Raw genomic sequence first — 26,803 nt, 5'->3', positions numbered from 1 at the left:
TTTTAGGGGCGCGGGGAACTGCGCGACCAGCCCCCACCGGCCCGCAGCCGGATGAGTGGCAGCCCGTCCTTCGCGACACGTGTCAGCGTGTATTGCGCCCCCACATGGGATCGAACCGCTCCCACGCCTCCTCCCACTCCTCCATTCGCCGTCGCTCCAGACGGCCACGGAGGAGACGCCAGGCCACGTACGGCACCGTCGCGCCGCTCGCGCCCGCCAGGGCGCCGACCAGGGCGGCCCGCAAACGGGCCTCCGACTCGGTGGCCGGCTTGGTCACCAGGCGGCCCTGCGGGTCCGTCCAGATCGTCGCCGGGCTGCCTGCCGTACTGCCCGAGTCGACCCGGGCCTGCCCCGTGTGCGGGGTGCCGTCGGCGGCGGTCCAGCGGACCTTCGCCCACACCTTCTCGCTGCCGACGGTGCCGGGCGCGTCCTGGACGACCAGCGCCGTCACGGGACGCCACTCGGCCCGCTCTCTGGCCAGCCCCTGCTCGACGGAGTGGGTGGCCACCAGGCCGATCAGGACTCCGGTGAGCACGGTGAGGACCCAGGTGGCCAGCACTGCCCACCCCTCCACGGCATCCACGCGACGCCTCAGCGGATTCCGCCGCCAACGCCACAGCCACACCCTCGGACCACGGAATGCCGCCATCGAAGGCATCCTCCTCACGCGCACACGGACATGCCCTGCCGTCCTCCCATACGCGCGATCTCCCGCCACTGCTCAGGACTCCCCCGAGGTCTCCGTCACATCCCGCCGACAGACCGCTCTGACCTGTACAGACGCCGTCTCCAGAGGTGACTGTCAGTGGTGGGGTGCAGACTGGCCGATGACTGGACAAGGACGTCCCGGAGGTGATCGGAATGACCGAGGTACTGCTCACGGTCGGTACGCGCAAAGGCCTGTTCATCGGGCACCGGCGCGGTGGCACGTGGGAGTTCGACGAGAGCCCTTACTTCAACGCACAGGCCGTGTACTCGGTCGCGATCGACACCCGGCGAGAGACTCCCAGGCTGCTGGTCGGCGGTGACAGCGCCCACTGGGGGCCGTCGGTCTTCCACTCCGACGACCTGGGCCGGACCTGGACCGAACCGGAGCAGCCCGCCGTGAAGTTCCCCAAGGACACGGGCGCCTCGCTGGAGCGCGTCTGGCAGCTCCACCCGTCGACGGCGGAGGCGGACGTGGTCTACGCGGGCACGGAACCGGCGGCGCTGTACCGCTCCGAGGACCGCGGCGAGTCCTTCGAGCTGGTCCGCCCGCTGTGGGAGCACCCCACCCGCTCCCAGTGGGTACCGGGCGGCGGCGGTGAAGGACTGCACACGATCATCACCGACCAGCGCGACCCACGCGCGATGACGGTCGCCGTCTCGACGGCCGGCGTGTTCCGCACGACCGACGGCGGCGCGAGCTGGGCCCCGTCCAACTCCGGTGTCTCCGCGGTGTTCCTACCGGATCCGAACCCGGAGTTCGGCCAGTGCGTGCACAAGATCGCGAAGGACTCGGCCGACCCGGACCGGCTCTACCTCCAGAACCACTGGGGTGTGTACCGGAGCGACGACGCGGGCGGGCAGTGGACGGACATCGGCGCCGGCCTCCCCTCGACCTTCGGTTTCGCGGCGGCGACCCATCCCCACCGCGGCGACACCGCGTACGTCTTCCCCATCACCGCCGACGCGGACCGTGTCCCGGCCGACCGCCGCTGCCGGGTCTTCCGTACGGCGGACGCGGGCCTGAACTGGGAGCCCCTGTCGGCGGGCCTGCCCCAGGAGGACCACTACGGCACGGTGTTGCGCGACGCCCTGTGCACGGACGACGCGGACCCGGCGGGCGTGTACTTCGGCAACCGCAACGGCGAGGTGTACGCGTCGGCGGACGACGGCGACAGCTGGCAGCAGCTGGCGTCCCATCTGCCGGACGTGCTGTGCGTGCGGGCGGCGGTGATCGACTGACACACGGTCACGGAGAACGGCTCGGGTCCAACTGGCGGAACCGTAGGGGGCGGTGTGCACGGGCAGGGTCAGAAGCAGCAACGGTTCGGTCATCCCCGGTCGGCCTTCGACCACCGGTTGATCTCTGTCGTGTGTACGGCAGTAGGGTGACGCCGTGGCACCACGACCGTTGCATGAGATTGTCGAAGCGGGCTGGGCGAAAGCCCTCGAACCCGTTGCCGGACGGATCGCCGAGATGGGCGACTTCCTGCGCGCGGAGATCGCCGCGGGACGCACCTACCTCCCGGCCGGACCGAACGTCCTGAGAGCTTTCCAGCAGCCCTTCGACGACGTACGGGTCCTGATCGTCGGGCAGGACCCGTATCCGACCCCGGGGCACGCGGTGGGGCTGTCGTTCTCGGTCGCGCCCGAGGTGCGCCCGCTGCCCGGCAGCCTGATCAACATCTTCCGGGAGCTGAACACCGACCTGGGGGCACCCCAGCCGTCCAACGGCGATCTGACGCCATGGACCCAGCAGGGGGTGCTGCTCCTCAACAGGGCGCTCACCACGGCCCCTCGCAGCCCCGCCGCACACCGCGGCAAGGGCTGGGAGGAGGTCACCGAGCAGGCGATACGCGCGCTGGCCGCGCGGGGCAAGCCGCTGGTGTCGATCCTGTGGGGCCGGGACGCCCGCAACCTCCGCCCGCTCCTCGGCAGTCTGCCGTCGGTCGAGTCGGCCCACCCCTCCCCCATGTCGGCCGACCGCGGCTTCTTCGGCTCACGCCCCTTCAGCCGCGCCAACGACCTGCTCAGCGGGCAGGGAGCCGCCCCGGTGGACTGGCGCCTGCCCTGACCGGGCAGGGGGCGTGACGTCCGAACACCGCGCGCACCGACCGACGTACGAGCCCGAATGACCGGCATACGAGCCTGATGCCGGATTGTCGGACAGGGGGCGACTCGTCCCTCTGCCGGGCAAGTCGGGCCGCTCCACCGGGTGTTGCCGATCACGCGCGGTTGACCAGCACCGGAGGAGTGTGACGGCCGAATCCCGCCCCTCCATCTGGCGGAGAAGTCACCACGTACTGACCACTTCTGATCCGTACGTAACTCATCAGACAAAAGCGGACGGATACCGCTCACCTGCACCCTCCCCGAACAGGGGAGCCCAATAAGCCAGTAACATGCGGCGCCATGAGCTCCCCCACTGGGCCCGCCGGCCTGCCCGTACGAATGCCGCGCCCCCGCCAGCCGGGCCGGCACCGCCGCCCCGAACCGCTGGCGGCTCCCGAGGGTGCGCCCGCGCTCGTCCTCGCGGTGCCCGGCGCGCCCAGTGCCGCCACCCGCGGCCTCGCCGAGGAGGTCGTGAGCATCGCCCGCTCCGAGCTGCCCGGCCTCGACGCCCGCATCGGGTACCTCGACGGTGACGACGCGGAGTTCCCCACGCTCCAGTCGGTGCTCACGCACACCGCGCAGGAGCGCACGGCCCGCTACGAGCAGGCCCTCGCCGCCGGTGTGGACGCCAAGCAGCCCGAGGGCCCTGTGGCCGTCGTCGTGCCGCTGCTCGCCGGTCCGGACAACGCGCTGCTGCGCCAGGTCCGTCAGGCCGTCATGGAGAGCCGGATCGCGGCCGACCTGACCGACGTCCTCGGCCCGCACCCGCTGCTCGCCGAGGGGCTGCACGTACGGCTGTCCGAGGCGGGCCTCGCGCGCGCCGACCGGGCCCGGCTGTTCACCGTGGCGACCGCGGCGGACGGCATCATCCTGGCCTCCGTGGGCGGCGAGGAGGCCGTGCAGGCGGCCGGTATCACGGGCATGCTGCTCGCCGCGCGTCTCGCCGTGCCCGTGATGGCGGCAGCGCTCGACCAGGACGGCTCGATCGCGGCCATCGCCGAGCAGCTGCGCGCCTCGGGTTCGCAGAACCTCGCGCTGGCCCCGTATCTGATCGGCCCGGAGATCGACGCCGGTCTGCTGGAGGCCGCGGCCAAGGAGGCGGGCTGTGCCTCCTCCGACGCGCTGGGCCCGTATCCGGCCATCGGCAAGCTGGCGCTGGCCAAGTACACGACGGCGCTGGGCATCGCCCCGCAGCAGCCGCAGGGCGCACCGGTCCGCTGACCCGCGCAGCACTCCCCGTACGGCGGCGCAGTACGACGGCCGGAACACGGTACGCCGAAGGGCCCGCTCCTTTCCCAGGAGCGGGCCCTCGGCGTTTCCGGCGGACGCGGACGCGTGCTCAGCCGAAGATCACGCAGGACACAGCCGGGATCTCGATCGAGCCGGTCCGGCGGGGGAGGCCGGTGTCGGGGTCGAGGGCGAACCAGGTGACGTCTCCGGAGCGCTCGTTCGCCGCGTACAGGAAGCCGTTGGAGGCGGCGAGCGCGCGGGGCCAGTGGCCGCCGCACGGCACCGTGTCCACCAGCCGCAGGGCCGCTCCGTCACCGTCGACGGCGAGCACGGAGACGACGTCCTGGCCGCGCGTCGCGGTCCACACGAAGCGGCCGTCGGGCGAGGCGACGATGCCCGACGGATAGGCGTCGCCGTCCGGGGCGCCCGGCAGCACCGACGTCTCGTCCAGAGGCGCCAGGAGGCCCTCGGGCGCGTCCCAGCGGCAGACGGTGACGGTCGGGGCGAGTTCGTTCAGCACATAGGCGTACAGGCCCTCCGGATGGAAGGCGAGGTGGCGCGGTCCTGAACCGGGGCGCAGGGCGGTCTCGCGGTGCGGTACGAGGGTGCCGTCGCACAGGGCGTACACGTGGACGGAGTCCGTGCCGAGGTCGACACCGACGGCCCACCGGCCGCTCGGGTCGGACTGCACCTGGTGGGCGTGCGGCCCCTGCTGGCGCGCCGGGTCCGGGCCCGAGCCGGTGTGCCGGAGCACGTCGGAGGCGCTGTCGGCGAGGGTGCCGTCGGCGCGGACGGGCAGTGCGGTGACGCTGCCGGAGCCGTAGTTGGCGGTCAGTACGTGCCCGGCGAAGAGGGCGAGGTGCGTGGGCGCGTCGCCGTCGACCGGCACGGGTGGCCCGGCGAGTTCGGGCTTGTCGCCGGTCACGCGGTAGGCGGCCACCGCGCCCTCGGCCGTCTCGCTGACCGCGTAGAGCGTGTTCCCGTCGGCGGCGAGAGCCAGATACGACGGGTCGGGTACGTCGTCCGCCGCGCCGAGCACCGTCAGGGCGCCGCTGTCGTCGTCCACGGCGGCGACCAGGACCCCAGGCCCTCCGGCCGCCGTGAACGAGCCGATGAACGCTCGCCGTTGCCCCACTGCCGTCCCCTCTCGGTGTGCTGATCGGTCGGGGCGACCGTACCTCATCGGTCTAGACCAACGGTCGGTGCATACGTGAGGGCCCTCAGGCGCCGACCAGCGGCGAACCCGAGGGGCCGCGCAGGGGCTTGGCCAGTTCGGCCAGGGCCCGTTCCAGGCCGTGCAGATGGGCCAGGGCGGGCTCGGTGGCGTGGGGCCGGTCGGCGGGGGCCGTGACAGTGTCTGAGCGACCCTCCGTGAGCGCCTCCACGGCGGTCTCCACGCGCCGGAAGGCGGCGGCGAGCCTGAGGTTGCGGGAGGCGTCCGGGCCGGCGGTCACAGCGGCCAGGCCGCGGATCTCGTGGGCGCAGTCGTCGAGCAGCGCCAGTACCCGGCGGGCCCGGCGCTTACGGGCGCGTGCGGGGTTGAGCGGATGCACGAGCGGCGCGACCGAGAGCCGTACGCGCCCCAGCAGCAGCTCCAGTTCGGCCACGCGCGGCGCCGGGTCGGTGGACGCACCGGCGCCCGGTGCACCGGCGAGGCGGGCGGTGGCCTCGGCGGTGCAGGCGTGGACGCAGCGCAGGGCGCGCTGGATCCAGGCGTCGGTGGTGGCGTGCGTGGTGATCGGCAGGACGAACAGCACGGCCAGCAGCGCACCCAGGGCCCCTACGCCGGTCTCCGCGAACCGTACGGCGAGCAGCGCGGGGTCGAGGACGCCCAGGAGTCCGTACAGCAGTTCGGCGAGCAGGGTGACCGAGAGCATCATCCAGGTGTACGACACGGCGGCCGAGTAGAAGATCCCGAACACGCATACGGCGACGAGCACCGCGGTGGGTACGGGAGCCCCAGCCACCGGAACCGCGACGGCGAGGCCGAGTCCGATGCCGAGGACCGTGCCGAGGATGCGGCGGAAGCCCCGGACCAGGGTCTCGCCGCGCGAGGTGGTGTTCACGAAGATCCACCAGGTGGCGCCGACCGCCCAGTACCAGCGGTCCCCGGACACCAACTGGCCCACGACCAGCGCGAAGCCGGCGGCGGCCGTCGCCTGGACGGCCTGACGTGTGGTGGCGCGGGCCAGACCCCGTTCGCCGACCGGGGCGACGGGGGCCGCCGGCGGGGGCGTACGGCGCTCGTAGCACCACAGTCCGAAGCGCACCGCCGAGGCGGTGAGGACGGACAGGAGGACGGCGGCGTACAGCTCGGGAAGCTGCTCCGGTCCCGCGTGCAGGAACTGGGCGACGAAGAAGGTCATGAACGCGAAGACGCCCAGGCTGTGGCCGCGCGGACCCCAGCGGCGCGCGTAGACGCCCGCGCCGACGACGGCGAGGAAGACCAGCCCTCGGGCGACCGGGCGGTCCTGCAGCTCGGCCGCGGCGGCGAGGACCGGGAGGCCGACGGCGGGCAGCAGCGCGGTGGTGACCGCCTGCCCGCGCACCGTGGCGTCGGTGACCGTGAACAGGGCGAGCAGTGCGGCAAGGCCGCCGGTCACGGCCCCGGTGAGCGAGTGTCCGGCGAGGCCGCAGACGGTGACGGCCAGCCCGATGCCGAGCACGCCCCGCGCGGCGAAGCGCAGCCGTGCGCGGCCCGGGTCCGGCGCCATGAACACCCTCTTCAGCACTGCTGTCCCGCCCCCATCTGACCCATCCGAAATCGGCATGCAAAAGGCGCCGCGGGGTCCGCAGCGCCATCGACGGGGACATTGGAGCACTGATGCCACCAGTGGCTCAAGTGAGTTCGAATATGCTGTGCCATTGGCACAGAAATCTCGGTCCGCGAGCATCCACTGCCGAGCCAACGGACCATGTACGAGGAGGCGGGACCCCATGGCCGTGGACGAGCTGGACACCCGCATCCTGCGGCTGCTGCTGGAGCAGCCGCGCACCAGCGTGCGCGAGTACGCCCGGCTTCTCGGTGTCGCGCGCGGCACCCTCCAGGCCCGCCTGGACCGCCTCGAACGGGACGGCGTGATCACCGGGACGGGTCCCTCGCTCTCGCCCGCCGCCCTCGGCCATCCGGTGCTCGCGTTCGTGCACATCGAGGTCACCCAGGGCCATCTCGACGAGGTCGGGGACGCGTTGGCGGCCGTACCGGAGATCGTCGAGGCGTTCTCGATCGCCGGTGGCGGTGATCTGCTCGCGCGGGTCGTGGCCCGCGACAACGCGCATCTGGAGGACGTGATCCAGTCGTTGATCAGCGTGCCGGGCGTGGTCCGTACCCGTACGGAGGTGGCGCTGCGCGAGCGGGTCCCGTACCGGCTGCTGCCGCTGGTGGAGTCGATCGGGCGTACGGCTGCCTGCTGATCCTTCGTCGCCCCTTGGCATCCTGGGAGCCATGAGCACTCTCGGCACCACCGCGGTCATCTTCGATCTCGACGGCACCCTCGTGGACAGCGAGCCGAACTACTACGAGGCGAGCCGGCAGACCCTCGCCGTGTACGGCGTCACCGGTTTCACCTGGGCCGACCAGGAGAAGTCCGTGGGCATCAGCACCCGGGAGACGGTCACGCTGTGGCGGGAGCGGTACGGGCTGGACGCGCCGGTGGAGGAGTTGCTCGCGGAGAAGAACCGGCGGTATCTGGAGCTGGCCCGGGCCGGGACTCCCGTCTATCCCGAGATGCGGAAGTTCGTGGAGCTGCTGGCGGGCGAGGGGGTTCCCATGGCGGTGGCGTCGGGGTCCGCGCTGCGGGCCATCGAGGCGATCCTGGCGGGCACGGGGCTGGACGCGTATCTGGGGACCGTCGTGTCCTCGGACGCGGTCGCCTGCGGCAAGCCTGCGCCGGATGTCTTCCTGGAGGCTGCGCGGCGGCTCGGGGTGGCCCCAGCGGACTGTGTGGTCGTGGAGGATGCGGCTCCGGGTGCCGCTGCCGCGCGCGCGGCCGGTATGCGGTGCGTCGCGATTCCGTATCTTGCCGCGCAGGCCGATGATCCCGGGTTCGCTTCGGTGGAGCTGTTGGTGCGGGGTGGGCAGGGGGAGTTCATGGCCAGGGCTGCGTTTGAGTGGCTCTTGAGGACGGCTGGGTAGAACGGGTCGGGCCGGTGCGTTGTCGGGTGCGGCCCGGTGGGGGCTGGTCGCGCAGTTCCCCGCGCCCCTGAAGCGGCCCTGCGGGCCGATCGCGTCGAGCCGGTCAGGTTGGTCAAGGGCGTGGCTGGGGAGTGGCAGATGGGCCCTCCCCTGCCAGCAACTCCCTGCATTCCGCCGCCAGTAGCCGCATTCCGTTTGTCTCCGCTCCCGCCAGTGCCGAGCGGAGGAGTGTCATGCCCTCGGACCGGCGTGTGCTGTCCTTCTCGCGGAGGAGTGCGCGGGCCTCGTCGGCCCTGAGGCGGGCCGTCTGGGGTGGGGAACTGCCGACCACCAGGCGTTCGGCCTGGCGGAAGTGGCCGAGGGCTGTTGTCGTGTCGCCCTCCGCCAAGGACAGGAGGCCCATGGCTCGTTCGGTCGGGCCGACCAGGACGACAGGCCAGCCCGCGAGCGCGATCCCCGCCGGTCTGCGGGTGAGCGCCTCGCGCAGTACCGGTACGGCGTGGGCGAGTTCGGTCTTGTAGCCGCCGTGCGCGTCCAAGCCCGCGCAGACCTCCGCGAGCAGGACCAGCGCCGGTACGGACCAGCCGTGCGGAGGGAGGGACGTGCAGTCGGCGGTCTCCCGGAGGAAGGCGAGCAGTCGGTCGGCCGCCTCCTCGTGGTCGCCGACCTCGCAGCGGGCGAGCGCGAACCCGGCCCGCCAGACAGGGAAGTATCCGTGCCGTTCGACGCCGTCGGCGAGTCCGGAGCTGAAGAGTTCGGCCATCCTGCCCTGCTCCCTGAGCAGCCAGTACACCTGGCCCAGCCGGGTCTGCAGCAGGGTGTCGGCGGGTACGGCGAGGTCCGCCTCCAGGCTCGCGACGATCTCCCGCGACTCGCCGAAGATCCAGTCGGTGGCGGAGTCGAACCGGCCGCACCACAGGTCGAGCAGGGTGTCCAGGGTGCACTGCTGCCAGCGCGCGAGGGTGCTGCGCGTACGGGCCGCGTGTCTGCGGTGCTCGGCCACCGTGCCCGTGGCGCCGTGCACCCGGCCGACGCGGAGCTGGTCGATGGCGAGCGCGACGAGGGACTCACCCAGGAAGTACGGGGAGCGGGCACGCAGGGCACAGTCCCGGAGCCGCAGGGAGGTGGTCAGCGACTCGATGGGCGGTACGAAGTCGTACAGGCCCCAGCGGCACTCGGTGAGCACCTCGCAACGCGTCTCCTCGTCCTGGCCGCCGGTGGCCAGGCCTTCCAGGGTCCGCCGGGCCAGGTCGGCGCCGCGTTCGGGTCCGGCGCCGGGCCAGGCGGTGTCCTCGCTGACGGACATGGAGAGCTTCTTCGCCAGATGTGCGCCGAGACGGAGGCGCAGTCCGGCCGCCTCGGCGCCGTCGCGGCTCTTGAGCGTGGCCAGGGTCTCCCGGATCAGGTGCAGGAGTTCGTGGTCGACGCGGCCCGGATCGGACCAGCGCCGGGCCCGCCGTACGACGGCCACCGCTTGCGCCTCGGGGTTGTCGGCGCCCTGCCGGTAGGCCTGGCGGTAGTAGGCGTCCGCCTCCTCCATGCGCCCGGCGAGGTAGCTGGTGTCGCCTCGGTGCAGCAGCCGGTCGAACTCGGCGCCGTACCGGGAGGGTTGGGCCGGGACCGCGCCGGCGGTGTGCGTCGGGGTCGCGCGCCGGAGGCCAGGTGTTCGCGCGGGCGGTACGTCGAGGGTGTCGCCGCGGGACTCGGGGGCCAGGTCGAGCAGTTCGCCCTTGGCGTCCAGCGCGTCGTCGCAGCCTTCGGCCAGTTCACGCGTGACCCGGCGGTGGCCGTTCTCGATACGGCTGAGGTAGCCCCGGCTGCAGTGCACGAGGCCCGCCAGGTCGGCGAGGGAGAGTCCGGCGGCGAGCCGCCGGCGGCGTAACTCCCCGCCGAACCGCGCCGATTCGTCCGCCACGCCGTTCACCACGTCGTCCGTACGCCCCACGACTGCCCGCCCTCGCCCTCCTGTTGCCCGGTGTTGCCAAATATGCCCTGGCAACACCGGATCTCTCCCCCGGACGGCGAGATCGGACAAAGCTGACCCAAAAGGCGTACGGAGCGTCCCGTCGAATGTATGGAGAACACATTGAGGAACAGGATCGGGCGAAGGGAGTCCCCGGGCCGGGCCGGAACCGGCTCCCCCCTTCCTGTCCCCTGTCTCCTCGGTACTGGTCCGAGGTACCGAGGAGGAGGTCCCGGGTGCCCCACGGGGGTGGGCACCTGGGGCCTCCGCATCCGATCGGTGGGGGCGGGCGCATGCGTTGTCCTGTGAGACATCCGATCGTCCTGGTCCCGGGAATCCTCGGCAGTGTCCTGGAGGGGCCGACGGGTCCGCTGTGGGCGCCGGGCAAGCCGTTGCTCCAGTCCCTGGCCGAGCTGCGGGATCCGGACACCACCGGGCATCCGCTGACGCTGCGCTGCGACACCTCGTCGGTCAGGGCATCACGGCTGTTTCCCGACGTCGCCGTGCTGCCCGGCCTGCTGCGGAGCAGGGGCTACGCCCAGACCGTCGACTGGGTGCGCCGGCACTTCGACGTGACGGACGGTCCCGGCGGCGGGCTACTGACGTTCCCGTACGACTGGCGGCTGGACAACCGGGTGCACGCCCGGAGGCTGGCCGAGGAGATCGACCTGCATGTCGCCGAGTTCCGGAGGCGGACCGGCGCGCAGGACACCAAGGCCGTCGTCATCGCCCACGGCATGGGCGGCCTGATCGCCCGCTACTACGTCGAGGTGCTGGGCGGCTGGCGCGACTGCCGGGCGCTGATCACCCTGGGCACCCCGCACCGCGGTTCGGTGCGCGCGCTCGACACGCTCGCCAACGGATTCCGGCACCTGCCCGGCGTACGGAGCCTGACCCGCGGCTTCCCCTCGGTGCACCAACTGCTGCCGGTGTACTCGGTCATCGACACCGGGGCGGGGCACATCCGGATCGAGGACGCGGCGCCGCTGCCGGGGGTGCGCCAGGATCTCGTGGGTGACGGCCTGGGCTTCCACCGGGAGATCGCGGCGGCGGCCGCGTACAACGCCGAGAGCTTTCCCGCGTACGCGCACCAGCATGTGACGCTGCCTCTGGTGGGTACCCGGCAGGGCGGCACACTCCAGTCGGCGCGGTGGAACGGCCAGGGGGTGGTCTGCTCGGCCGAGCCGCCGGGGGCGCTGGTCCCGGCGGTACTGGCGGACGGGGACGGTGCGGTGCCACGGGTCTCGGCGATGCCGCCGGCGATGCCGGAGGACCGGTGCCGGTTCGTGCCGGAGGCGCATGGCGCCCTCCAGTCGCCGCGTGTGCTGTCCGGTCGGCTTCTCGAACTGCTGCTGCGTCTCCAGGCGCCGGGTCTGATGGACGTGCGTGGTCCGTCGGATCCGCCGGCGCGGGTGGCGTCGGCTATCAGTAGTGAGGTCGACGACGCGTACGTCTGTTCGGTGCCGGTGACTTTGCGTGCGCAGGTCGTGGGGGCTGCTCGGGCGCCGGAGCGGGTGCGGGCGACGGTGACTCGGGAGGACGGGGAGACGTTTTCTCTGGTTCTGCGGGAGGTTGCACCCGGGCGGTACGAGGTGCGGAGGGTGTTGGCTCCGGGGCTGTACGAGGTCGAGTTCGCTGCGGATTCCGGTGCGGTGGTTCCGGGTGGGGTTCAGGACTGTTTCGTGGTGTTGCCGGGGCCTGGATGAGCGGTTCTTTCTCCGCGGGCCGGTGGGGGCTGGTCGCGCAGTTCCCCGCGCCCCTGTCGGGGCGCGTTCCGCGCCGCCTCCCCGGGGCCGTTCTCCTACTTGCGGCGGGGTTTGCCCTGGCGGGAGCCGCCGGTCCGGGCGCTTCTGCCCTTTCCTGCGGGCTTGCGGGGGGTGCTTGCCGTGCCGGAGCGCTTCTTCGGCTTCGGCTGGTCCGTCTTTGGTTCCTCCCGGCGGCCGCGGGAGCTGTTGACCGTGCGGCCTCGGACGATGCCGATGAAGTCCTCGACCAGGTCGGTGGTGCGGGACTCCGGCCAGGACAGGGCTACCTGGGATTCGGGGGCGTCTGTGACCGGGCGGTAGGTGAGGTCCTTGCGGTGGTGGAGGCGGGCGAGGGACTGGGGGACGACGAGGACGCCAATCCCGGCGGCGACCAGTTCGATCGCGTCCTCGGTCGTCGCGGGGCGCTCGAGCGCGGGGCAGCCGGGGAGGTTCTCCCAGGCGAGGGTGTCGTCGAGGGGGTACAGCACGATGTCGTCGGCCAGGTCCTCGGCGGTGATCTCGTCGACGGCGGCCACGACATGGTCCTTGGGGACCACGACCACGGTGGTCTCGGTGTAGAGGGGGATCGCGCTGAGCACCGTACGGTCGACCGGCAGCCGTACGAGGCCCGCGTCGGCGTCGCCGGCCAGCAGCAGGTCGTGCGCCTCGGTGGTGGACACCTGGAGCAGGGTCAGGGGGACGTCGGTGCGCCGCTCGTTCCAGATCCGCACCCACTTGGCGGGGATCACTCCCGGGACGTACGCGAGCCGGAACGCGGGGGAATCTTCCGAGCCAGTCACCGCGCCAGGCTACCTGCCCCGCCTCGTCCCCTGATCGCCGTGGTCGGCGCTGGTTCGTACGCTCGATACCCTTGGCACCATGACGACGCACCAGACCTCCCAGACCATGAAGCCCGCGACCGCGGCGAAGAAGCTGGGTGTGTACCTCCAGGCCACCCCCGCGGAGTTCCAGGAGGGTGTCGTCACGCGCGCCGAGCTGACCGCGCTGCAGACCGACCCGCCGGCCTGGCTGAACGACCTGCGCCGCGACGGCCCGCACCCCCGTCCGGTGGTCGCCGCGAAGCTGGGCATCTCGATCGCGGGGCTCGCCCGGGGCGGGGTCACCGAGCCCCTGACCACCGAGCAGATCGACGCGCTGAAGCAGGAGGACCCCGGCTGGCTCCGGCGCGAGCGCTCCGTGCAGGCCGACGTCCGCAAGGAAGCGGCGCGCATCAAGGAGTTGCAGCAGGACAAACAGGAGCGGGAGCGGCAGGGCAAGTAGGCGCGATGGGCCTGGGCAGCCGCATCTCAGGCCAGGACGACCAGTCGCCAGGCGGGCGCGCCCGCGGGCAGGGGCTGCCGAAGGAGTTCATGGACGGCATCGCCGACGCCGGGCCCGACCGGTCCGGCGCCTGCCTCGCGTCCGTCGACCGCTTGTGGGAGGCCCCGTAACCCGGTGACACGCGTACGGGGCCGCCCGTGTCGCACGGCATGGGCCCTGGGCCCGCACATCCGCGTCGCGTGTCGTGCGGCCGGTTCCCGGCCCGTCTCGACGTGCATGAGTCCCCCGGGAGGCCGATCATTGTCTCTGCCGTGCGGCAAGCGCTACGACGACGAGAGGTGCGGTGGCCATGGACGCATTCCGGCCGCTGCTCTTCGAGAACGTCGACGCGCTGCTCGCCGGGCCCGGCGCCGCGGACCTGCCCCGGCTGGTCGAGGAGTACGGGCTGCTGCGCCAGCTCGTCGAGGGCACGGACGCCGGTGTGGTCGTCCTCGACCCGGACCTGCGCTTCCTGTACGTCAACCCGCACATGGTCCGGCTCAGCGGTCTGTCGGCGGAGGAACTCCTGGGGCGGACCCTGGCCGAGGCGTCGCCGGACGTCGACCGGCCCGAGAGCGTACTGCGGCAGGTGCTGTACGACGGACAGCCCCGTGAGCTGGTGGGCACCGGGCACACACGCGCGGACCAGCCCTTCACCCGCCGCGCCTGGCACGCCACCTACCACCGGCTCCAGAACGGGCAGGGCCGGGTGCTGGGGCTCGCCGGGATCTTCCTGGAGATCAGCGCCCCGCAGCAGCACGTGGACGAGCTGGAGCGCGCGCACCGCCGGATGACCCTGCTGGACACGGCAACCGCACTCATCGGCACGACCTCCGACGTGAAGACGACCTGTGTCGAGCTGGCCCAGTTCATGGTGCCTGACCTGGCGGACGCGGCCGGGGTCGAGCTGAACCTCGATGTGAAAGCCGGTCCGCACAGGCCGCCGCCGGGCGTGCTGCGACTGCGCCGGGCGGCCCTCGCGGCGGTGCCCGGGGTCAAGGACGCGGTACAGGCTCTGGCCGGTCTCGGCGACACCCTGGACTATCCGCCGGGCACGGAGATCCGCGCCTGCCTGGACGCCGGCCGCCCCTGGCTGAGCAACGGCATCTCCGAGCAGCAGTGGCAGTCCGGGGCCGTGCACGCGCGGCGGGCCACCGCCTACCGGGACATCGGCGTCCACTCGGTCCTCGTCCTGCCGCTGATCGCGGGCCGGCGTCCCCTGGGCACCCTGTCGCTCGTGCGCGCGTTCGACTCCCCCGGGTTCACGGTCGACGACGTGTCGGTGGCCCAGGACCTTGCACACCGGGCCGCCCGCGCCCTGGAGCGCGCCGCCCTCCACACCCGCGAGCACAGCATGGCCCTGGAGCTGCAGCACGCCCTGCTCACCGAGACGACCGCGCCGCCGGACCCGCAGGCGCGGACGGCGTTCCGCTATCTGCCCGCCGACGACGTGGCCCTCATCGGAGGCGACTGGTTCGACCGTCTGCAACTGCCCGACGGCCGGAATCTGCTGGTCATCGGGGATGTCATGGGGCACGGGGTCGAGGCCGCCGTCGCGATGAGCCACTACCGCTCCGCGCTGCGCGCCCTGGCCATGGCGGGCCTCCCCCCGCATCTGCTGCTCGCGCACGCCGACCGCACGGTCGCCGACTCCGGGTTCGACCGGGTCGCGACCTGCCTGGTGGCGCTGGAGGACCCCGCCCGGCGGACGATGTCGTACGCGAACGCCGGTCATCTCCCACCGGCGTTCCTCTCCCCTGACGGCACGGTCGCCCTCGTCGAGGTCCCCGCCGGCCCGCCCCTGGGCACCGGCTTCGGCAGCTACACGACGCTCACCCGCCCGACGGTCCCGGACGGCGTGCTGCTGCTCTACACGGACGGACTGGTGGAGCGGCGCGGCGAGGACATCGACGTCTCGCTGCACCGCCTGACCCGGCTGCGACTGTCGCCGCGCGCCTCCCTCGACGCCATCCTCGACGACGTACTGGCCCAGCTCGCGGACGCTCCCGCCGAGGACGACATCGCCGTCTTGGCGGCACGTTCACGGCGGTCCTGACCGGCGCCGCCCACGGCCGGAGGGCGTTGTCAGTGGTCTCGCCTAGAGTTCCCGTCACTTGATCACTGGAGTGCGGGGAGGCACTTATGGGGTGGGTGACGGCCGGCGACTACGAAGTCGGCCTGGACGGTGGGAAGGTGGTGTGCCGCAACGCGGCCGGCCGACGGCTCAAGTCCGTGCCGGGCAAGCTCGCGGACGACCCGGCGGTGGTGGGGCTGCGGCAGCTCGCCGAGTGGCTGGAACGGCACGAACGCCAGTGCCTGGCCGACGTGGAGCGGTGGATGGTGCGGTCGCTTCCGGTGCCCCTCGCCATCCTCGCCCGGGTGTGGCCCGACCCGGCCTGGCAGCACGCCCTGCGCGATGTCGTCGTCACTGGACCAGACGGCGAGGTGGCCGGATTCCTGCGGGACGCCGACCTCGACCGCGGGCTCGGTCTCGTCGACCTCGACGGGGACACCGTGCGCATCGCGCCCGACCTCGTCCGTCTCCCGCACCCCGTGCTCCTCGAAGACCTGGAGGACCTGCGGGAGTTCGCCGTCGAACTCGGCGTCGAGCAGCGCGCCCAGCAGCTCTTCCGTGAGGTGTGGCATCGCCCCGCGGGTCTCGACACTGAGGGGACCGTCGTCGAGGAGTACGCGGGCGGGGCCTTCAAGGAACTGCGCTTCCTGCACGCCAGGGCCACCCAGCTCGGCTTCCGGGTGCGCGGCGGCAACTCCGTCTGCTCGGTGCGGGAGGACGGCCGCGTGATCGAGGCCCGGGTCTGGATCGGCGACTACGACAGCTACGAGGAGACGGAGACCGGCCCCCTGACCTGGACCGACGGTGCCGGCCGGGCGCTGACGCTCGGCCAGGTGGGCCCGGTCGCCTGGTCGGAGGGCTTGCGCATGGCGGCCTCGCTGTACGCGGGGCGGGACATCGAGGACGAGGAGCGGGCGGCATGACGACGTACGACGACAGCACGACGGCCGCGCTCCTGGAGGCCGGTGCCGTCCTGCCCGTGGGCAGCACCGCCCGCGAGGACGCCGACACCCTCACCGTGCGCACCTACACGCATCCCGCTCTCGACGAGCGGCACGTCGTCCGGCTGGTGCCGGGCACCCTCGGCGAAGCCGAGGATCTCGCCCTGGACTTCCTCGGTCTGGTCCGCGAGCCGGAGGCCCCCGAGGTCGGGCAGGTGCGCCGGGAAACGCTGGGCTTCCCCGCCTGGGCGCTGGTCAACGACCCGGCGAACGGACACCACGCGCTCGCGCTGGTCAAGGACGTGGAGCGGCTCGCGCGTCAGGCCAAGTCCCGTCCGGGCACCGCGAAGGACGGCTTCGACGCGCTCGGCGACCGGCTCGGCCGGGCCGTGCCTCACTTCCTGCCCACGTTCTACGAACAGGCGGCGCGGATCTTCCTCCAGCACGAGAACACGACGTACGCCGCCGCCTTCTTCGGCAAGGCCCGCGAAGCCGAGCGGGTGCACGCGCTCGCCGTGGACGAGGAGCGGCAGCGGGCCGTGTTCCTGGAGTTCGCCTTCGCCGGGGCGCTGACGGTCAAGGCGCTCAAGGAGCATGTGAAGGACCTGGCGCGCAGGCTCGATCCGGCCGAGGCGTGGGCTCAGTTCCGGCAGCTGACGGTGGAGCGCTGCGCGGCCGGGATGCCGCCGTACGCGTCGCTGCCGCAGGACGCCCGCGGTCTGATCAAGGCGACCGGCCTCGCCCGGGTCACCGAGGAGTGCGCCCTCCTCGCCGACCTGCTCGCCTCGCCCGCCGCTGTACGGGCGCCCGCCTCCTTCTGGACCGCATACCGGGCCACCCTCACCGTCCTCGCCGAGCGTCAACCGGCCGTACGGGAACGGCTGTTGGAGATCATGCCGGCCGGTCTGGGCCGCAAGGTCGAGGACGACGAGTTCTGGCTGGCGCTGCTGGCCGAGACCGGCGCCGACCGGCTGCTGACCGGTGAGGACGACTCCGAGGTCGGGGGCGGTGTCGACGCGGCGGGCTGGCTCAGCCGCTGGTCCGCGCACCGCAAGCACGGTGCCTCCGTCTCCGAGCGTTCGCCGATGACGCTCGCGCTCGTCGCGCGGATGGTGCCGAGACTGCGTGCCGAGGGCCGGCCCGTCGACCTGTTCACCGGCCGCTGGCAGGCGGGCGCCGACCTCGACCTGCTGGACCTGTGCGCGGCCGAGGGCGTCCCCCTCGCCATGCCGCCCGCCGACACCGACGTCCATCTGGCCCTCGACCGCTGGCTGCTCGGCTCCGGGACCGACCGCCGCGACCTGACCGCCACCGCCGCCGATGCCCGGCTTCGGCCTCGGCTGTACGCGGCGGTCGGCACCCTGGGCCGCAACCGGGGGATGTCCGACCTGCCGACGGCGCTCGCGACGCATCCGGTGCTGGGGGACGTACTGCGCGAGTGGCTGGACGACGCGGCTGCGGAGTTCACCGGCGCGACGGGCCTGCCCGGGGCCCGTACGGCGCTCGACCGGCTGCGTCCCTTCCGTCCAGTGGCCGCCGAGGTCAGCCCCGAGGCCGTCGCACGGGTCGCCGCGCACGACATCGCGCCGCTGCTCGGCCGCACCCTGCGCGCGGGCGTCATGGACGAGCTGGGCTGGCCCGCACTTGATGAGGCGCTGCGGCTACTGGACGCCGAGACCAAGGCGCACCGCGAGGACACGGTGAGTGTGCACGAGGCCTGGCCCGCGCTGATTCTCGCCCGTGCGCACAGGGCGGTCGTCGTCGGCCCGGACAAGGTGCTGCTCGAACACGACCTGAGGATCCCCGTCGTGCTGGACCAGTGGACGCGTCCGCACTTCCGGTACACCGACGGGGAGTTGCTCGTGGTGTGGCGGCAGAACGGCAAACAGTTCGGCTACTGGTCCGCCCGTCCGTCCGAGGTGTTCGGCGTCGGCGGCGAGCAACTCCCTTACTGGTACGGCAATGACGCCGGAGCGCCCTCGATCCCGCTGCCCGGCGGCGGTCGTGCCACCGGTGGGCGCACTCTGCACGCGGGCGACACCATCGTGCCGGCCGGTCGGCCCGTCATCGGTGACGGCACGACGTGCTGGCGCCAGGGCAGGCAGGGCAAGCAGCAGGTCTGGCTGGAGTACGACCCGGCCACGGGCACGCACGGGCGCGCGTCCCTGCCCGCCTTCCTGCGGTCCGGGATCCGTGAGGACGCGACCCTGATGCAGGAACAGTGCGAGGTTCTGCCTCTCCAACCCGGGCTTGAGCACAGCCCGTTCGGCACCGACGGCACGGTGCTCGGCCGCTGGGTGCGCACGGAGGGCGAGGGCGCCGAGGCACGGACGACCACCGGAACGCCGGACGGCCGGACCGTCACCCGGGGATGGGTCCGGGGGCAGTCGCGCGGTGTTCCGCTCGGTGCGCTCACGCTGCCCGGAGGTGCGGCGCCCGTCGCCGTCCAGACCTACCGCCAGGTCGGCCTGTTCGCGCCGGGCGACACCTCGAACGCCGGCGAGCTCGGCCAGGTGACGCCCAACGAACGAGGCGGGGAGTTCGCCGCCGGCACCCGGCTCGTACCGCCGGTCGCGTTCTGGCACGCCCTGCGGCCCCGGGACGAGCGGGCCTCGGCCGTGCTGCGTGCGCTCACCGACGAGCGGGCGGCGGAGATCCTGCATGTCGCCACGCGGGCACTGGCCGAGCGTCAGGCGCAGGTGGTCGCCGCCGGTGGGGTCGGGGCCACCGTCGGCGGGAAGCCCGTCGTGCCGACCGCTGAAGACGTCACGCGGCGGGCCGTGTCCCGGGCTCTGCCGGATCTCACCGACGAGCGGCTGCTCACCGGCGTCTCCGCCCTGGTCCGGGTGACGCTCCGGCTCGCCGAGTCGGTCGTCACCTTCGTGACACCGCCCGTCGAGCGGCTCAAGGCGGACCGGCGACGGATCGACGGCATGTTCGCCGACTACCGTCCCGAGCACGGCGACGACCGCACGCTGCGCGCCGCCGCCGACGGTTTCAGCGAGATCGGGGGGTGGTGGGGAGGTGACCACGCCTGGAGCGTGCTCCGCCAGATCCGGGCCGTGAACCACGTCCTGTCCGGGCGGCCCGCCGACGGCACACCACTGCCCGACCGCGCGCGTCTCGGCGCCCTCGGCGACGGATGGCTCAGCGAGGAGGACACGATCCCGAGGATCGGCATGGTGTGGCCGTCGCTCCTGACCGTGCTGCGGCCCCTGGCCTACCGTGCCGCTCTGCCGACCGTCTCCGACACCGAACGGGAGGCGCTGCTCCTGCTGTTGGAGGCGATCGCTGAAGGCCCGCTCGCCGCGCCCGGGGGCGGGCTGCGCGAGATCATGCTGTGCGAACCGCACGACAAGCAGGAACGCGCCGGGCAGGTGCTGCGTCGGGACGGCCGCACGGTGGTCGTCCTCGGCTGCCAGAGCATCGACGGCGCGCGCAACCGGGTCAGGTGGCTCGCTCTCGACCACGACCCCTCGGGTGCGTTCGGCTCCGTCGCCCACTTCACACTGGAGGAGGAGACCGTGCTCACGTCGGCGTTCCCGGCCGACGGGCTCGCCGATGTCGCCCGGCTGATCCGGGACAAGGGCGCGGCGCACTGGCGGCCCGAAGCGTCCGCCGCGCTCGCTGCCGCGACCCGGGGCGGACTGGGCCTCGTCCAAGCCACCATGCTGCTCGCCGGCCAACCGCAGAAGCCCGACACCGACACACTCGCCACGATCGGACTGAAGCCGCGCCAACTCGACCTCGGCAACGGCCTGTTGGCGTCGCTCGACAGGCAGGACCGGGCTGCGCTGGTCGGGGCCCTGCTGCCCGAGGACCCCTCCGATCTGTGGACGTCCGGGCCGGACACGGCTGCCGCGGGCCGGGTGTGGGCCGAGCGCCTCGACTCCGTCGTCCGGCTGCCCGAGGACATCGCGGCCGATCTCGCCGGTCTCCCCGCCGCCTCGGCCGAGGCAGTGCTCAACCCGGGACGCACCCCCTGGATCTGCCGCACCACGGTCCAAGGGCCCGACAAGGACGGCAACTTCGTCCCGCAGGACCCGCAGGCCCTGCCGGGGCGGTGGGACCTGTCGTATGCCGTCGCTGCCCTGGCCTCGCTCGCCTACGCCCTGCCCTACGGTCACCCCCTGCGCGCCGCCCTGCCCGAGAGTCTGGCAGCCCTGCGCCGCCGCCTCGCCGATCCGGGACTGCTGCTCGACCTCAACATCGAGTTCACGATGACGGGCCACTCGACCGCCCCCGAACTGCGCAAGGTGTACGGGCTGCCCGCCACCGGAGGCGCCGACGCGCAGGGCTCGACGCCTGTCGGCGAGGCGCTCGTGCTGCGTTCCTCGTACCAGGACAGGGAGGCCGTCCTGGTACGCCCGGCCGCCCTCACCGGGGCGGACGACGCGGTGTTCGGGCTCGTCACGGGGCTGCTGGACGGGCTCGATGCCCAGATGCGGTCATTGCGGGCGATCCTCGGCGACGACCTCGCCCGGACCCTCGCGGCCGGCACCGACCCCGAAGGGCCCGTCGGCCACGCCCAGGACCCGACGGTGAGCGCGCCCGCGCTCGTCACCGAGGTCGCCGCGGCCCACGGTCTGAGCGAGGACGCGGCGGCGCTCTACCTCCAGTTGCTGGCCCTGCCCGACCCGACGGACCGCAACTGCGCCCGCTGGACCGGCTGGAAGCCCGCCCGTATCAAGAAGGCCCGTACCGAACTGGCCGCGACCGACCTGGTCGTCGAGGCCAAACGGCCACGGGCCGGACGCACCCTGTTCCTGCCCTGCGGCTGGCTCGACCTCAGGTCCCCCGCGCTGCCGGTGGAGACATGGAAGGAGGGCATCCAGCCGGTCGGCTACCGCCTGCGCGCCGTGCCGATGATGCCGGTGCCCGAGTTGTTCGCCCGCGCCTGGGCACGTGTGCGCGACGGTGACGCGCCCGCGTACGAGGAACTCACCACCCGCGCCACCCGTAAGAGCGGCCGATGACCACCACCCGAGCCGGCCGGACGGCGTCCTCGCGCTGTCGACCCGCGACACCCGCAACAAGTGAAGGCCGCCGATGACCACCGCTCTCGCCCCCGACACGACTCGCCAGATCGTCCCGCCCGAGGAGCTCCACGCCACCGAACTGGCCTTCCTCGCCGCGTACGACGGCGGCCCGCGCCCGCCCGCCTGGCGGCTCACCCCTCGCGCCGTCGTCACCTTCGTCATGGGCAGCGCCGGTCAGGCCCTGCGGCTGCCCGACGACGCCGAGGTACCCGACGGTGTGCCACGGCGCCTCGTCGTGGAGGGCAAGTTCGTCGGTGACCGGGCCCTGGTCGAGCGGTGTGTCGTCACGCTCGCCGGTGAGCGCGGTCTACTGCTCGTCGGCGAGCCCGGTACCGCCAAGTCCATGCTGTCCGAGCTGCTGTCCGCCGGGGTGTGCGGCACCAGCGGTCTGGTCGTGCAGGGCACGGCGGGCACGACCGAGGACCAGCTCAAGTACGGCTGGAACTACGCCCTGTTGCTGGCGCAGGGGCCCAGTCGGCAGGCGCTCGTGCCCTCCCCTGTCCTCACCGCGATGACCCGGGGCGCAATCGCACGGGTCGAGGAGGTCACCCGCTGTCTGCCCGAGGTGCAGGACTCCCTGGTCTCGTTGCTCTCCGAGCGGCGGATCGCCGTCCCCGAGCTGGCGGGCACCGAGGACGCCCTCGCGCATGCCGCGCCCGGCTTCAGCCTCATCGCCACCGCCAACCTGCGTGACCGGGGCGTCTCCGAGATGTCGGCCGCGCTCAAGCGCCGCTTCAACTTCGAGACCGTCGGCCCCATCGCGGACCTCGACGCCGAAACGGCGCTGGTACGCAGCCAGGCGCGGGCCTCCGTCGAGCGGGCCGGGGCACCTTTCCGGGTCGACGACGCCGTCCTGGAGGCCCTGGTCACCGCCTTCCGCGATCTGCGGGAGGGCCGGTCGGCGGAAGGCTGGGAGGTGGAACGGCCGTCCACCGTGATGAGCACCGCGGAAGCCGTGTCCGTCGCGGGTGCGTTGGGACTCGCCGCCGCCTATTTCCCGGGCGACCGCGATGTCCTCGGGCTGCTGCCGGGTCACCTCCTCGGCGTGGTCCGTAAGGACGACCCCGCCGACGCGGCCCGGCTGCGCGGCTACTGGGACGGTCCGGTCCGGCGCCGCGCCGAGCAGGGTTCCGCCACGTGGCACACCCTGTGGGACCTGCGCACCGTGCTGGAGGGCTGACCATCGTGCCCCGCTCCCCCGACGACGCCGTCGCGGCCCTCACCGACCCGACGGGGCCCTACCTCATCGGCGTACGGCACCACGCGCCCTCCCTGGCCGCCGCGGTGCCCGCGCTGCTGGACGAAGCGAAGCCGGACGTGCTGCTCGTCGAACTCCCCGGCGAGATGCAGGAATGGCTGCCCTGGCTCGGCCACGAGGAGACGTGGGCCCCGGTCGCCCTCGCCGCCGCACCGCTCGACGTGTCCGACGGCGAGGGGCCGGCCTTCTATCCGTTCGCCGACTTCTCCCCCGAACTCGCCGCCGTGCGCTGGGCCGCGCGGCACGGGGTTCCGGTCGTCGCCTGCGATCTGCCGCTGGCGGACAGGGCGTGGGGCGCGGGACGGTCCGCTCCGGCACGGTCGGGCGACGAGACCGGCCGGGCCCCGGCTATGCGTCCGGACCCGTGTACGGATGATGGTCCGGGTGCGAACACGGGGCCGGACCCGGGTCCGTCCGGCGGCTCCCCCGCTGTCTCCATCGGGCCAGAGGCTCCAGGCGGCACCGGCCCTGTTGGCGGCGCCGAGCTGCCCGGCGGAACTGGTCCGGTCGGCACTCCCGACCCCGACGGGGAACACGCCAACCCGCCTGGGGAGTCCGGTAGTTCCGGCCCTGCCGGAATCCCCGGACAGCTCGGCGGCCCCGAACACGCCGAGAAGCCCAGGCAAGCCGGCGTTGCCCAGCCCGCCGGCACGACCGGGCAACTCGACGGCCCCCACGTCGACGCACCCAAGCCGTTCGACAGCCCCACCGCCCCCGAGCCGGTCAACACCCCTGGGGAATCCGGACGTTCCGGCCTCGCCGCCGCTCTGCGGGACCGTCTCACCGGGCGTCCCGGTGAAGATCTCTGGGACCGTCTCGTCGAGGCCGCCGCGCCGGGCTCGCCGCCCGAAGCCCTGCGGCGCGCGGCCCTGTTGACGGGCTGGGCGCTGCGTGAGGACGCGGCCGCCTCGGGTGGGATCCCCGAGCTTGATCTGCGGCGTGAGCGCTGGATGCGCTCCTGCCTGGCCGAGGCCACCGCCAACGGTGAGCGAGCCGCCGTACTCGTCGGCGCCTTCCACGTCCCGGCGTTGGTGTCATCGGATACGAGGCCTGCTCCCGAACGCACAGGCATCGAGCCCGACCGCCGCCGGTGGACGACGTCGCTCATCCCCTACGCCTACGCGCTCCTGGACGAGCGGTCCGGTTATCCGGCCGGCATCCGGGATCCGGAGTGGCAGCACCTGGTGCTGGGCGCGGCGGGCGATCCGGCCGCGTTGGAGGAGGCACTGACGCGCGCGGCCGTACGGGTGTGTGCGGAACTGCGCGCCCTCGGTCATCCGTCGGGCCCTGCCGACGCACGGGAGATCAGCCGTCTCGCCGGGGATCTCGCCCGGCTGCGCGGGCTGCCCGCAGCGGGCCGGGGCGAGCTGGTCGAGGCGGTGCAGACGGTGCTCGCGCAGGGCGAGCCGTACGGACGTGGCCGCGCCGTCGCCCGGGCGATGGAACGGGTGCTCGTCGGAACGCGCGCGGGCCGCCCGGCACCCGGCGCGCCCCGCAGCGGTCTCGTTCCGGCTGTCGAGGCGGAGCTGTCGGCGCTGGGGCTGCCCGGGCCGGGCGGCGACGGCCCCGGCGGCACCCGGGATCTGCGCCTCGACCCGCTGCGCTCCGACCTGGACCGCCGCCGTGAGCTGCTGCTGCGCCGGTTGACGGTGTGCGGAGTCCCGTACGCGGAGGCCAAGGAGGTCGTCGGCGCCGGCGGTGCCGAGGCGCTGACCTCGCGCTGGGAGGTGCGCTGGACGCCTGCCACGGCGGCCGTGCTGAGCGCGGCCGGCGTCCGTGGAGTCACCCTTGCCCAAGCCGCCGAGGGTCAGTTGCGCGAGCGGCTGCGCACGGAGCGGGACGAGGGCGGACCCACCGCCGCGCAGACCCTGGAGGGTCTCCGGGCGGCGGCGGAGTGCGGCCTGCCGTCGCTCGCGGACGAGCGGCTCGACGAGGTCGGCGACCTCCTCCCGCAGTCCGGCACACTGCCCGAACTCCTCACCGGTCTGGGGCTGTTGGACCGACTGCGGGCCGGTCACATCGCCGGGCTCGGCGCCGACGAGGACCGTACGGTGAGGGCGGTCGCCGTGGCCGGATCGCTCACCGCAGCGGCGGTGCGTCAGGTGGACGGGCTCACCGGTTCCGAGGACCCCACCGACGCCCGTGCCCTGCTCGAACTCGCCCACCGTGCCGACCTGTTGGGCGGCATCCGGCTCACCGACGCACTCGCCCGGCTGGCCGCCGACGGCTCCCCGTTGATGCGCGGCGCCGCCGCGGCCGTACGTGTTCTCCTCGGCCACGAGGACCCTCGGGTGCTCGGCGATCTGGTGGCCTCCTGGATCGACTCGGCCGGCGACGCCGAGGCACGGTCCGCGCTCACCGCCCGGCTCACCGGGCTGCTCACCGCGGCGGGCCCGCTTCTGGAGGCGGCGGCCCCCGCGCTGGATCCCCTCCTCGACCGTGTCTCGGAGCTGTCCGACCGGGCCTTCCTCGACCGGCTCCCCGCGCTTCGCGGAGGCTTCGACACGCTCAGCCCGGCGGCCCGCGACCGGCTTCTCGCCACCGTCGAGGAACGCCTCTCCATCACACGAGCGGCCGACACCGGGGGAATCGACCCCGGCGCCCTCGCCGCCTGGACCCGTGCGGACCTCGCGGCGCGTGCCACGCTCCGGACGCTCGGGCTGCTGCCCCCGCCGCAGGCGACCGGGCTCCCGGAAGCCGACGCAGGCGGTACGGCGAGCAGCCCCGGTTCGGCGGCCCCGGCCCCTTCAGAGGAGCGTCGTCTCGCCCCCGCCGACCGCTGGCGGCTCCTGCTCGGCCGTCGTACGGATCAACTGCCGCGTTCCGCCGCCTCGTTGGCCACCGCGCTGGACGAGCTGTACGGAAACGGGCGGGGCGAGGGCAGCAGGGGCCGCCTGGGAGGCGGAGGCGGCAGGGAGACGCCGTACCCCGGTGTGCGGGAGTGGTCCGAGGAGTTGGCCGCGCTGTTCGGGGCGGGCGTCCGGGAGGAGGTGCTGGCGGCGGCCGCGTCGGGCCGGACGGATGTGTTCGCCGAACTCGATCCGGACCGCGTGCGTCCCTCGGTCGACCTCCTGCGCACCGTGCTCCGGCATGCGGGTGGGCTGCCCGAGGCGCGGCTCGCCGCCCTGCGCCCGCTCGTCCGGCGCCTGATCGAGGAGCTGACCCGGCAACTGGCCACCCGGCTGCGCCCCGCGCTGCACGGCACCACGCTCCCGCGCCCCAGTCGCCGGCCGGGCGGCGGGCTCGACCTGCCCCGCACCCTGCGCGCCAACCTCGCGACCGCGCGACGCGGCTCGGACGGCACGGTGCAGGTCATTCCGGAGCGCCCTGTCTTCCGTACGCGCGCCCGGCGCTCCGCGGACTGGCGGCTGATCCTGGTCACAGACGTGTCCGGGTCCATGGAGTCGTCCACGATCTGGGCGGCCCTCACCGCCTCGGTGCTGGCCGGGGTGCCGGCCCTGTCCACGCACTTCCTCGCCTTCTCCACGGAGGTCATCGACCTCACCGGCCATGTCGAGGACCCGTTGTCGCTGCTGCTGGAGGTCAGCGTGGGCGGCGGCACCCACATCGCCGCGGGGTTGCGGCACGCCCGCGAGCTGGTCACCGTGCCGTCCCGCACCCTCGTCGTGGTGGTCAGCGACTTCGAGGAGGGCTACCCGATCGGCGGGCTGCTCGCCGAAGTGCGCGCGCTGGTCGGGGCGGGCTGCCAGGTGCTGGGCTGCGCGAGCCTCGACGACTCGGGGCGCCCCCGGTACTCCACCGGCGTCGCGGGACAGCTCGTCGCCGCGGGCATGCCCGTCGCCGCCCTCGGCCCGCTCGAACTCGCCCGCTGGGTAGGGGAGAAGATCGCATGAGCCCGCATCTTCCGCCGGTCGCACCGGCCGTGACCGCCGAACTCGTCGAAGCGCTGACGCCCCGGCTCCGCAAGCGGCTGGACGCGGGCGTCGCCAAGCTGGCGGGCCGTCCGGTCGTCGTCGACGGTGACACCGTACGCATCGCCGTCGACGACGACACCGACCTCGTACTGCACGCCCCCGGTGGCGTCGTGACCAGCGCGGACGCGATCAGCTGCGGCTGTCTGCTCGCCCCGGCCTGCCTGCACCGCGCGGCGGCGGCCTCGGCGGCACCCGTCGCCGAGTCGGGATCGGGGGCCGACTCCGGGACCGAGGCCGAGGCCAACTAGCAACTCGGCGACGGCACGGCCGACGCCCGAGGAGTGGGTGACCCAGACCGCCTCCGCCACCCAGAAGCCCTGGTTCCCTCCCTGCCACCGGGTCCGCT

19 protein-coding genes are annotated in these 26,803 nt (G+C 73.3%); 14 read left to right on the top strand and 5 right to left on the bottom strand.

Annotation, left to right across the window (positions count from 1 at the left end; genetic code table 11):
• Window positions 1–82: 82 nt before the first annotated feature.
• The gene (locus ACWCRB_RS29500) at window positions 83–649 is read right to left on the bottom strand and encodes an Rv1733c family protein (RefSeq protein ID WP_450998935.1); all 567 of its coding nucleotides are present in this window, start codon (window positions 647–649) and stop codon (window positions 83–85) included.
• A 212-nt stretch (window positions 650–861) separates the two neighbouring features.
• On the opposite strand from ACWCRB_RS29500, the gene ACWCRB_RS29495 reads away from it, so the two are divergent.
• The 3 genes from ACWCRB_RS29495 to ACWCRB_RS29485 all read left to right on the top strand — a co-directional run bounded on the left by ACWCRB_RS29495 (window position 862) and on the right by ACWCRB_RS29485 (window position 4,038).
• Entirely contained in the window at window positions 862–1,947 is a 1,086-nt protein-coding gene (locus ACWCRB_RS29495) for a WD40/YVTN/BNR-like repeat-containing protein (protein ID WP_450998934.1), read from the top strand.
• A 154-nt stretch (window positions 1,948–2,101) separates the two neighbouring features.
• On the top strand, window positions 2,102–2,779 hold the full coding sequence (locus tag ACWCRB_RS29490) for a uracil-DNA glycosylase (RefSeq protein WP_389348303.1): 678 nt from the start codon (window positions 2,102–2,104) through the stop codon (window positions 2,777–2,779).
• Window positions 2,780–3,117: 338 nt separating this feature from the next.
• Complete coding sequence (locus ACWCRB_RS29485; RefSeq protein ID WP_369029922.1) at window positions 3,118–4,038, top strand: sirohydrochlorin chelatase; 921 nt, start codon at window positions 3,118–3,120, stop codon at window positions 4,036–4,038.
• A 118-nt stretch (window positions 4,039–4,156) separates the two neighbouring features.
• On the opposite strand, the gene ACWCRB_RS29480 is transcribed toward ACWCRB_RS29485, so the two are convergent.
• Both ACWCRB_RS29480 and ACWCRB_RS29475 read right to left on the bottom strand, forming a co-directional pair.
• On the bottom strand, window positions 4,157–5,230 hold the full coding sequence (locus ACWCRB_RS29480; protein ID WP_450998933.1) for a lactonase family protein: 1,074 nt from the start codon (window positions 5,228–5,230) through the stop codon (window positions 4,157–4,159).
• 37 nt (window positions 5,231–5,267) lie between these two features.
• Window positions 5,268–6,779: an FUSC family protein gene (locus ACWCRB_RS29475; protein ID WP_450998932.1), complete on the bottom strand. Its 1,512-nt coding sequence runs from the start codon at window positions 6,777–6,779 to the stop codon at window positions 5,268–5,270.
• 205 nt (window positions 6,780–6,984) lie between these two features.
• On the opposite strand from ACWCRB_RS29475, the gene ACWCRB_RS29470 reads away from it, so the two are divergent.
• Both ACWCRB_RS29470 and ACWCRB_RS29465 read left to right on the top strand, forming a co-directional pair.
• Entirely contained in the window at window positions 6,985–7,461 is a 477-nt protein-coding gene (locus ACWCRB_RS29470) for an Lrp/AsnC family transcriptional regulator (protein ID WP_450998931.1), read from the top strand.
• A gap of 31 nt (window positions 7,462–7,492) precedes the next feature.
• Window positions 7,493–8,182, top strand: a complete 690-nt coding sequence (locus tag ACWCRB_RS29465) for an HAD family hydrolase (RefSeq protein WP_450998930.1) — start codon at window positions 7,493–7,495, stop codon at window positions 8,180–8,182.
• A 112-nt stretch (window positions 8,183–8,294) separates the two neighbouring features.
• Here ACWCRB_RS29465 and ACWCRB_RS29460 read toward each other — a convergent pair whose 3' ends face one another.
• Window positions 8,295–10,127, bottom strand: coding sequence for a helix-turn-helix domain-containing protein (locus tag ACWCRB_RS29460; RefSeq protein WP_450998929.1), 1,833 nt, complete (start codon window positions 10,125–10,127; stop codon window positions 8,295–8,297).
• Window positions 10,128–10,450: 323 nt separating this feature from the next.
• Here ACWCRB_RS29460 and ACWCRB_RS29455 point away from each other — a divergent pair, with 323 nt between their 5' ends.
• Complete coding sequence (locus ACWCRB_RS29455; protein ID WP_450998928.1) at window positions 10,451–11,851, top strand: esterase/lipase family protein; 1,401 nt, start codon at window positions 10,451–10,453, stop codon at window positions 11,849–11,851.
• Between the two features lie 95 nt (window positions 11,852–11,946).
• Here the strand turns inward: ACWCRB_RS29455 and ACWCRB_RS29450 are convergent, their stop codons facing one another.
• The gene (locus tag ACWCRB_RS29450; RefSeq protein ID WP_450998927.1) at window positions 11,947–12,690 is read right to left on the bottom strand and encodes a LysR substrate-binding domain-containing protein; all 744 of its coding nucleotides are present in this window, start codon (window positions 12,688–12,690) and stop codon (window positions 11,947–11,949) included.
• 79 nt (window positions 12,691–12,769) lie between these two features.
• Here ACWCRB_RS29450 and ACWCRB_RS29445 point away from each other — a divergent pair, with 79 nt between their 5' ends.
• From ACWCRB_RS29445 to ACWCRB_RS29410, 8 genes are all read left to right on the top strand, one after another.
• Window positions 12,770–13,171 carry a DUF5997 family protein gene (locus ACWCRB_RS29445; RefSeq protein WP_450998926.1) on the top strand — a complete coding sequence of 134 codons (402 nt, stop codon included), beginning with the start codon at window positions 12,770–12,772 and terminating at the stop codon, window positions 13,169–13,171.
• A gap of 5 nt (window positions 13,172–13,176) precedes the next feature.
• Entirely contained in the window at window positions 13,177–13,341 is a 165-nt protein-coding gene (locus ACWCRB_RS29440) for a hypothetical protein (protein ID WP_450998925.1), read from the top strand.
• A gap of 179 nt (window positions 13,342–13,520) precedes the next feature.
• Window positions 13,521–15,266: a SpoIIE family protein phosphatase gene (locus ACWCRB_RS29435; protein WP_450998924.1), complete on the top strand. Its 1,746-nt coding sequence runs from the start codon at window positions 13,521–13,523 to the stop codon at window positions 15,264–15,266.
• Between the two features lie 86 nt (window positions 15,267–15,352).
• Window positions 15,353–16,207: a DUF4132 domain-containing protein gene (locus ACWCRB_RS29430; RefSeq protein ID WP_450998923.1), complete on the top strand. Its 855-nt coding sequence runs from the start codon at window positions 15,353–15,355 to the stop codon at window positions 16,205–16,207.
• A complete protein-coding gene (locus tag ACWCRB_RS29425) occupies window positions 16,204–21,201 on the top strand; it encodes a hypothetical protein (protein ID WP_450998922.1) in 4,998 nt (1,665 codons plus the stop codon). Before ACWCRB_RS29430 ends, ACWCRB_RS29425 begins: the two co-directional genes overlap by 4 nt.
• Window positions 21,202–21,274: 73 nt before the next feature.
• Window positions 21,275–22,444 (top strand): AAA family ATPase, encoded by a 1,170-nt coding sequence (locus ACWCRB_RS29420; RefSeq protein ID WP_450998921.1) that lies wholly within the window; start codon window positions 21,275–21,277, stop codon window positions 22,442–22,444.
• A gap of 5 nt (window positions 22,445–22,449) precedes the next feature.
• Window positions 22,450–26,376 (top strand): DUF5682 family protein, encoded by a 3,927-nt coding sequence (locus ACWCRB_RS29415; protein ID WP_450998920.1) that lies wholly within the window; start codon window positions 22,450–22,452, stop codon window positions 26,374–26,376.
• Window positions 26,373–26,705, top strand: a complete 333-nt coding sequence (locus ACWCRB_RS29410) for a hypothetical protein (protein WP_450998949.1) — start codon at window positions 26,373–26,375, stop codon at window positions 26,703–26,705. Before ACWCRB_RS29415 ends, ACWCRB_RS29410 begins: the two co-directional genes overlap by 4 nt.
• The last annotated feature ends 98 nt before the right edge of the window (window positions 26,706–26,803 follow it).

Source organism: Streptomyces sp. NPDC002156 (assembly GCF_053593675.1).
Note: the sequence above shows the minus strand (reverse complement) of the source record. Positions and strands in the feature narration are given on the sequence as shown.

What these genes read in the sequence shown, in the direction of transcription:
- ACWCRB_RS29495 (WP_450998934.1), top strand. Translation starts at nt 862, where the DNA reads ATGACCGAGGTACTGCTCACGGTCGGTACGCGCAAAGGCCTGTTCATC.
- ACWCRB_RS29430 (WP_450998923.1), top strand. Translation starts at nt 15,353, where the DNA reads ATGGGGTGGGTGACGGCCGGCGACTACGAAGTCGGCCTGGACGGTGGG.
- ACWCRB_RS29445 (WP_450998926.1), top strand. Translation starts at nt 12,770, where the DNA reads ATGACGACGCACCAGACCTCCCAGACCATGAAGCCCGCGACCGCGGCG.
- ACWCRB_RS29425 (WP_450998922.1), top strand. Translation starts at nt 16,204, where the DNA reads ATGACGACGTACGACGACAGCACGACGGCCGCGCTCCTGGAGGCCGGT.
- ACWCRB_RS29440 (WP_450998925.1), top strand. Translation starts at nt 13,177, where the DNA reads ATGGGCCTGGGCAGCCGCATCTCAGGCCAGGACGACCAGTCGCCAGGC.
- ACWCRB_RS29500 (WP_450998935.1), bottom strand. Translation starts at nt 649, where the DNA reads ATGGCGGCATTCCGTGGTCCGAGGGTGTGGCTGTGGCGTTGGCGGCGG.
- ACWCRB_RS29480 (WP_450998933.1), bottom strand. Translation starts at nt 5,230, where the DNA reads ATGAGGTACGGTCGCCCCGACCGATCAGCACACCGAGAGGGGACGGCA.
- ACWCRB_RS29435 (WP_450998924.1), top strand. Translation starts at nt 13,521, where the DNA reads ATGGACGCATTCCGGCCGCTGCTCTTCGAGAACGTCGACGCGCTGCTC.
- ACWCRB_RS29420 (WP_450998921.1), top strand. Translation starts at nt 21,275, where the DNA reads ATGACCACCGCTCTCGCCCCCGACACGACTCGCCAGATCGTCCCGCCC.
- ACWCRB_RS29485 (WP_369029922.1), top strand. Translation starts at nt 3,118, where the DNA reads ATGAGCTCCCCCACTGGGCCCGCCGGCCTGCCCGTACGAATGCCGCGC.
- ACWCRB_RS29470 (WP_450998931.1), top strand. Translation starts at nt 6,985, where the DNA reads ATGGCCGTGGACGAGCTGGACACCCGCATCCTGCGGCTGCTGCTGGAG.
- ACWCRB_RS29410 (WP_450998949.1), top strand. Translation starts at nt 26,373, where the DNA reads ATGAGCCCGCATCTTCCGCCGGTCGCACCGGCCGTGACCGCCGAACTC.
- ACWCRB_RS29465 (WP_450998930.1), top strand. Translation starts at nt 7,493, where the DNA reads ATGAGCACTCTCGGCACCACCGCGGTCATCTTCGATCTCGACGGCACC.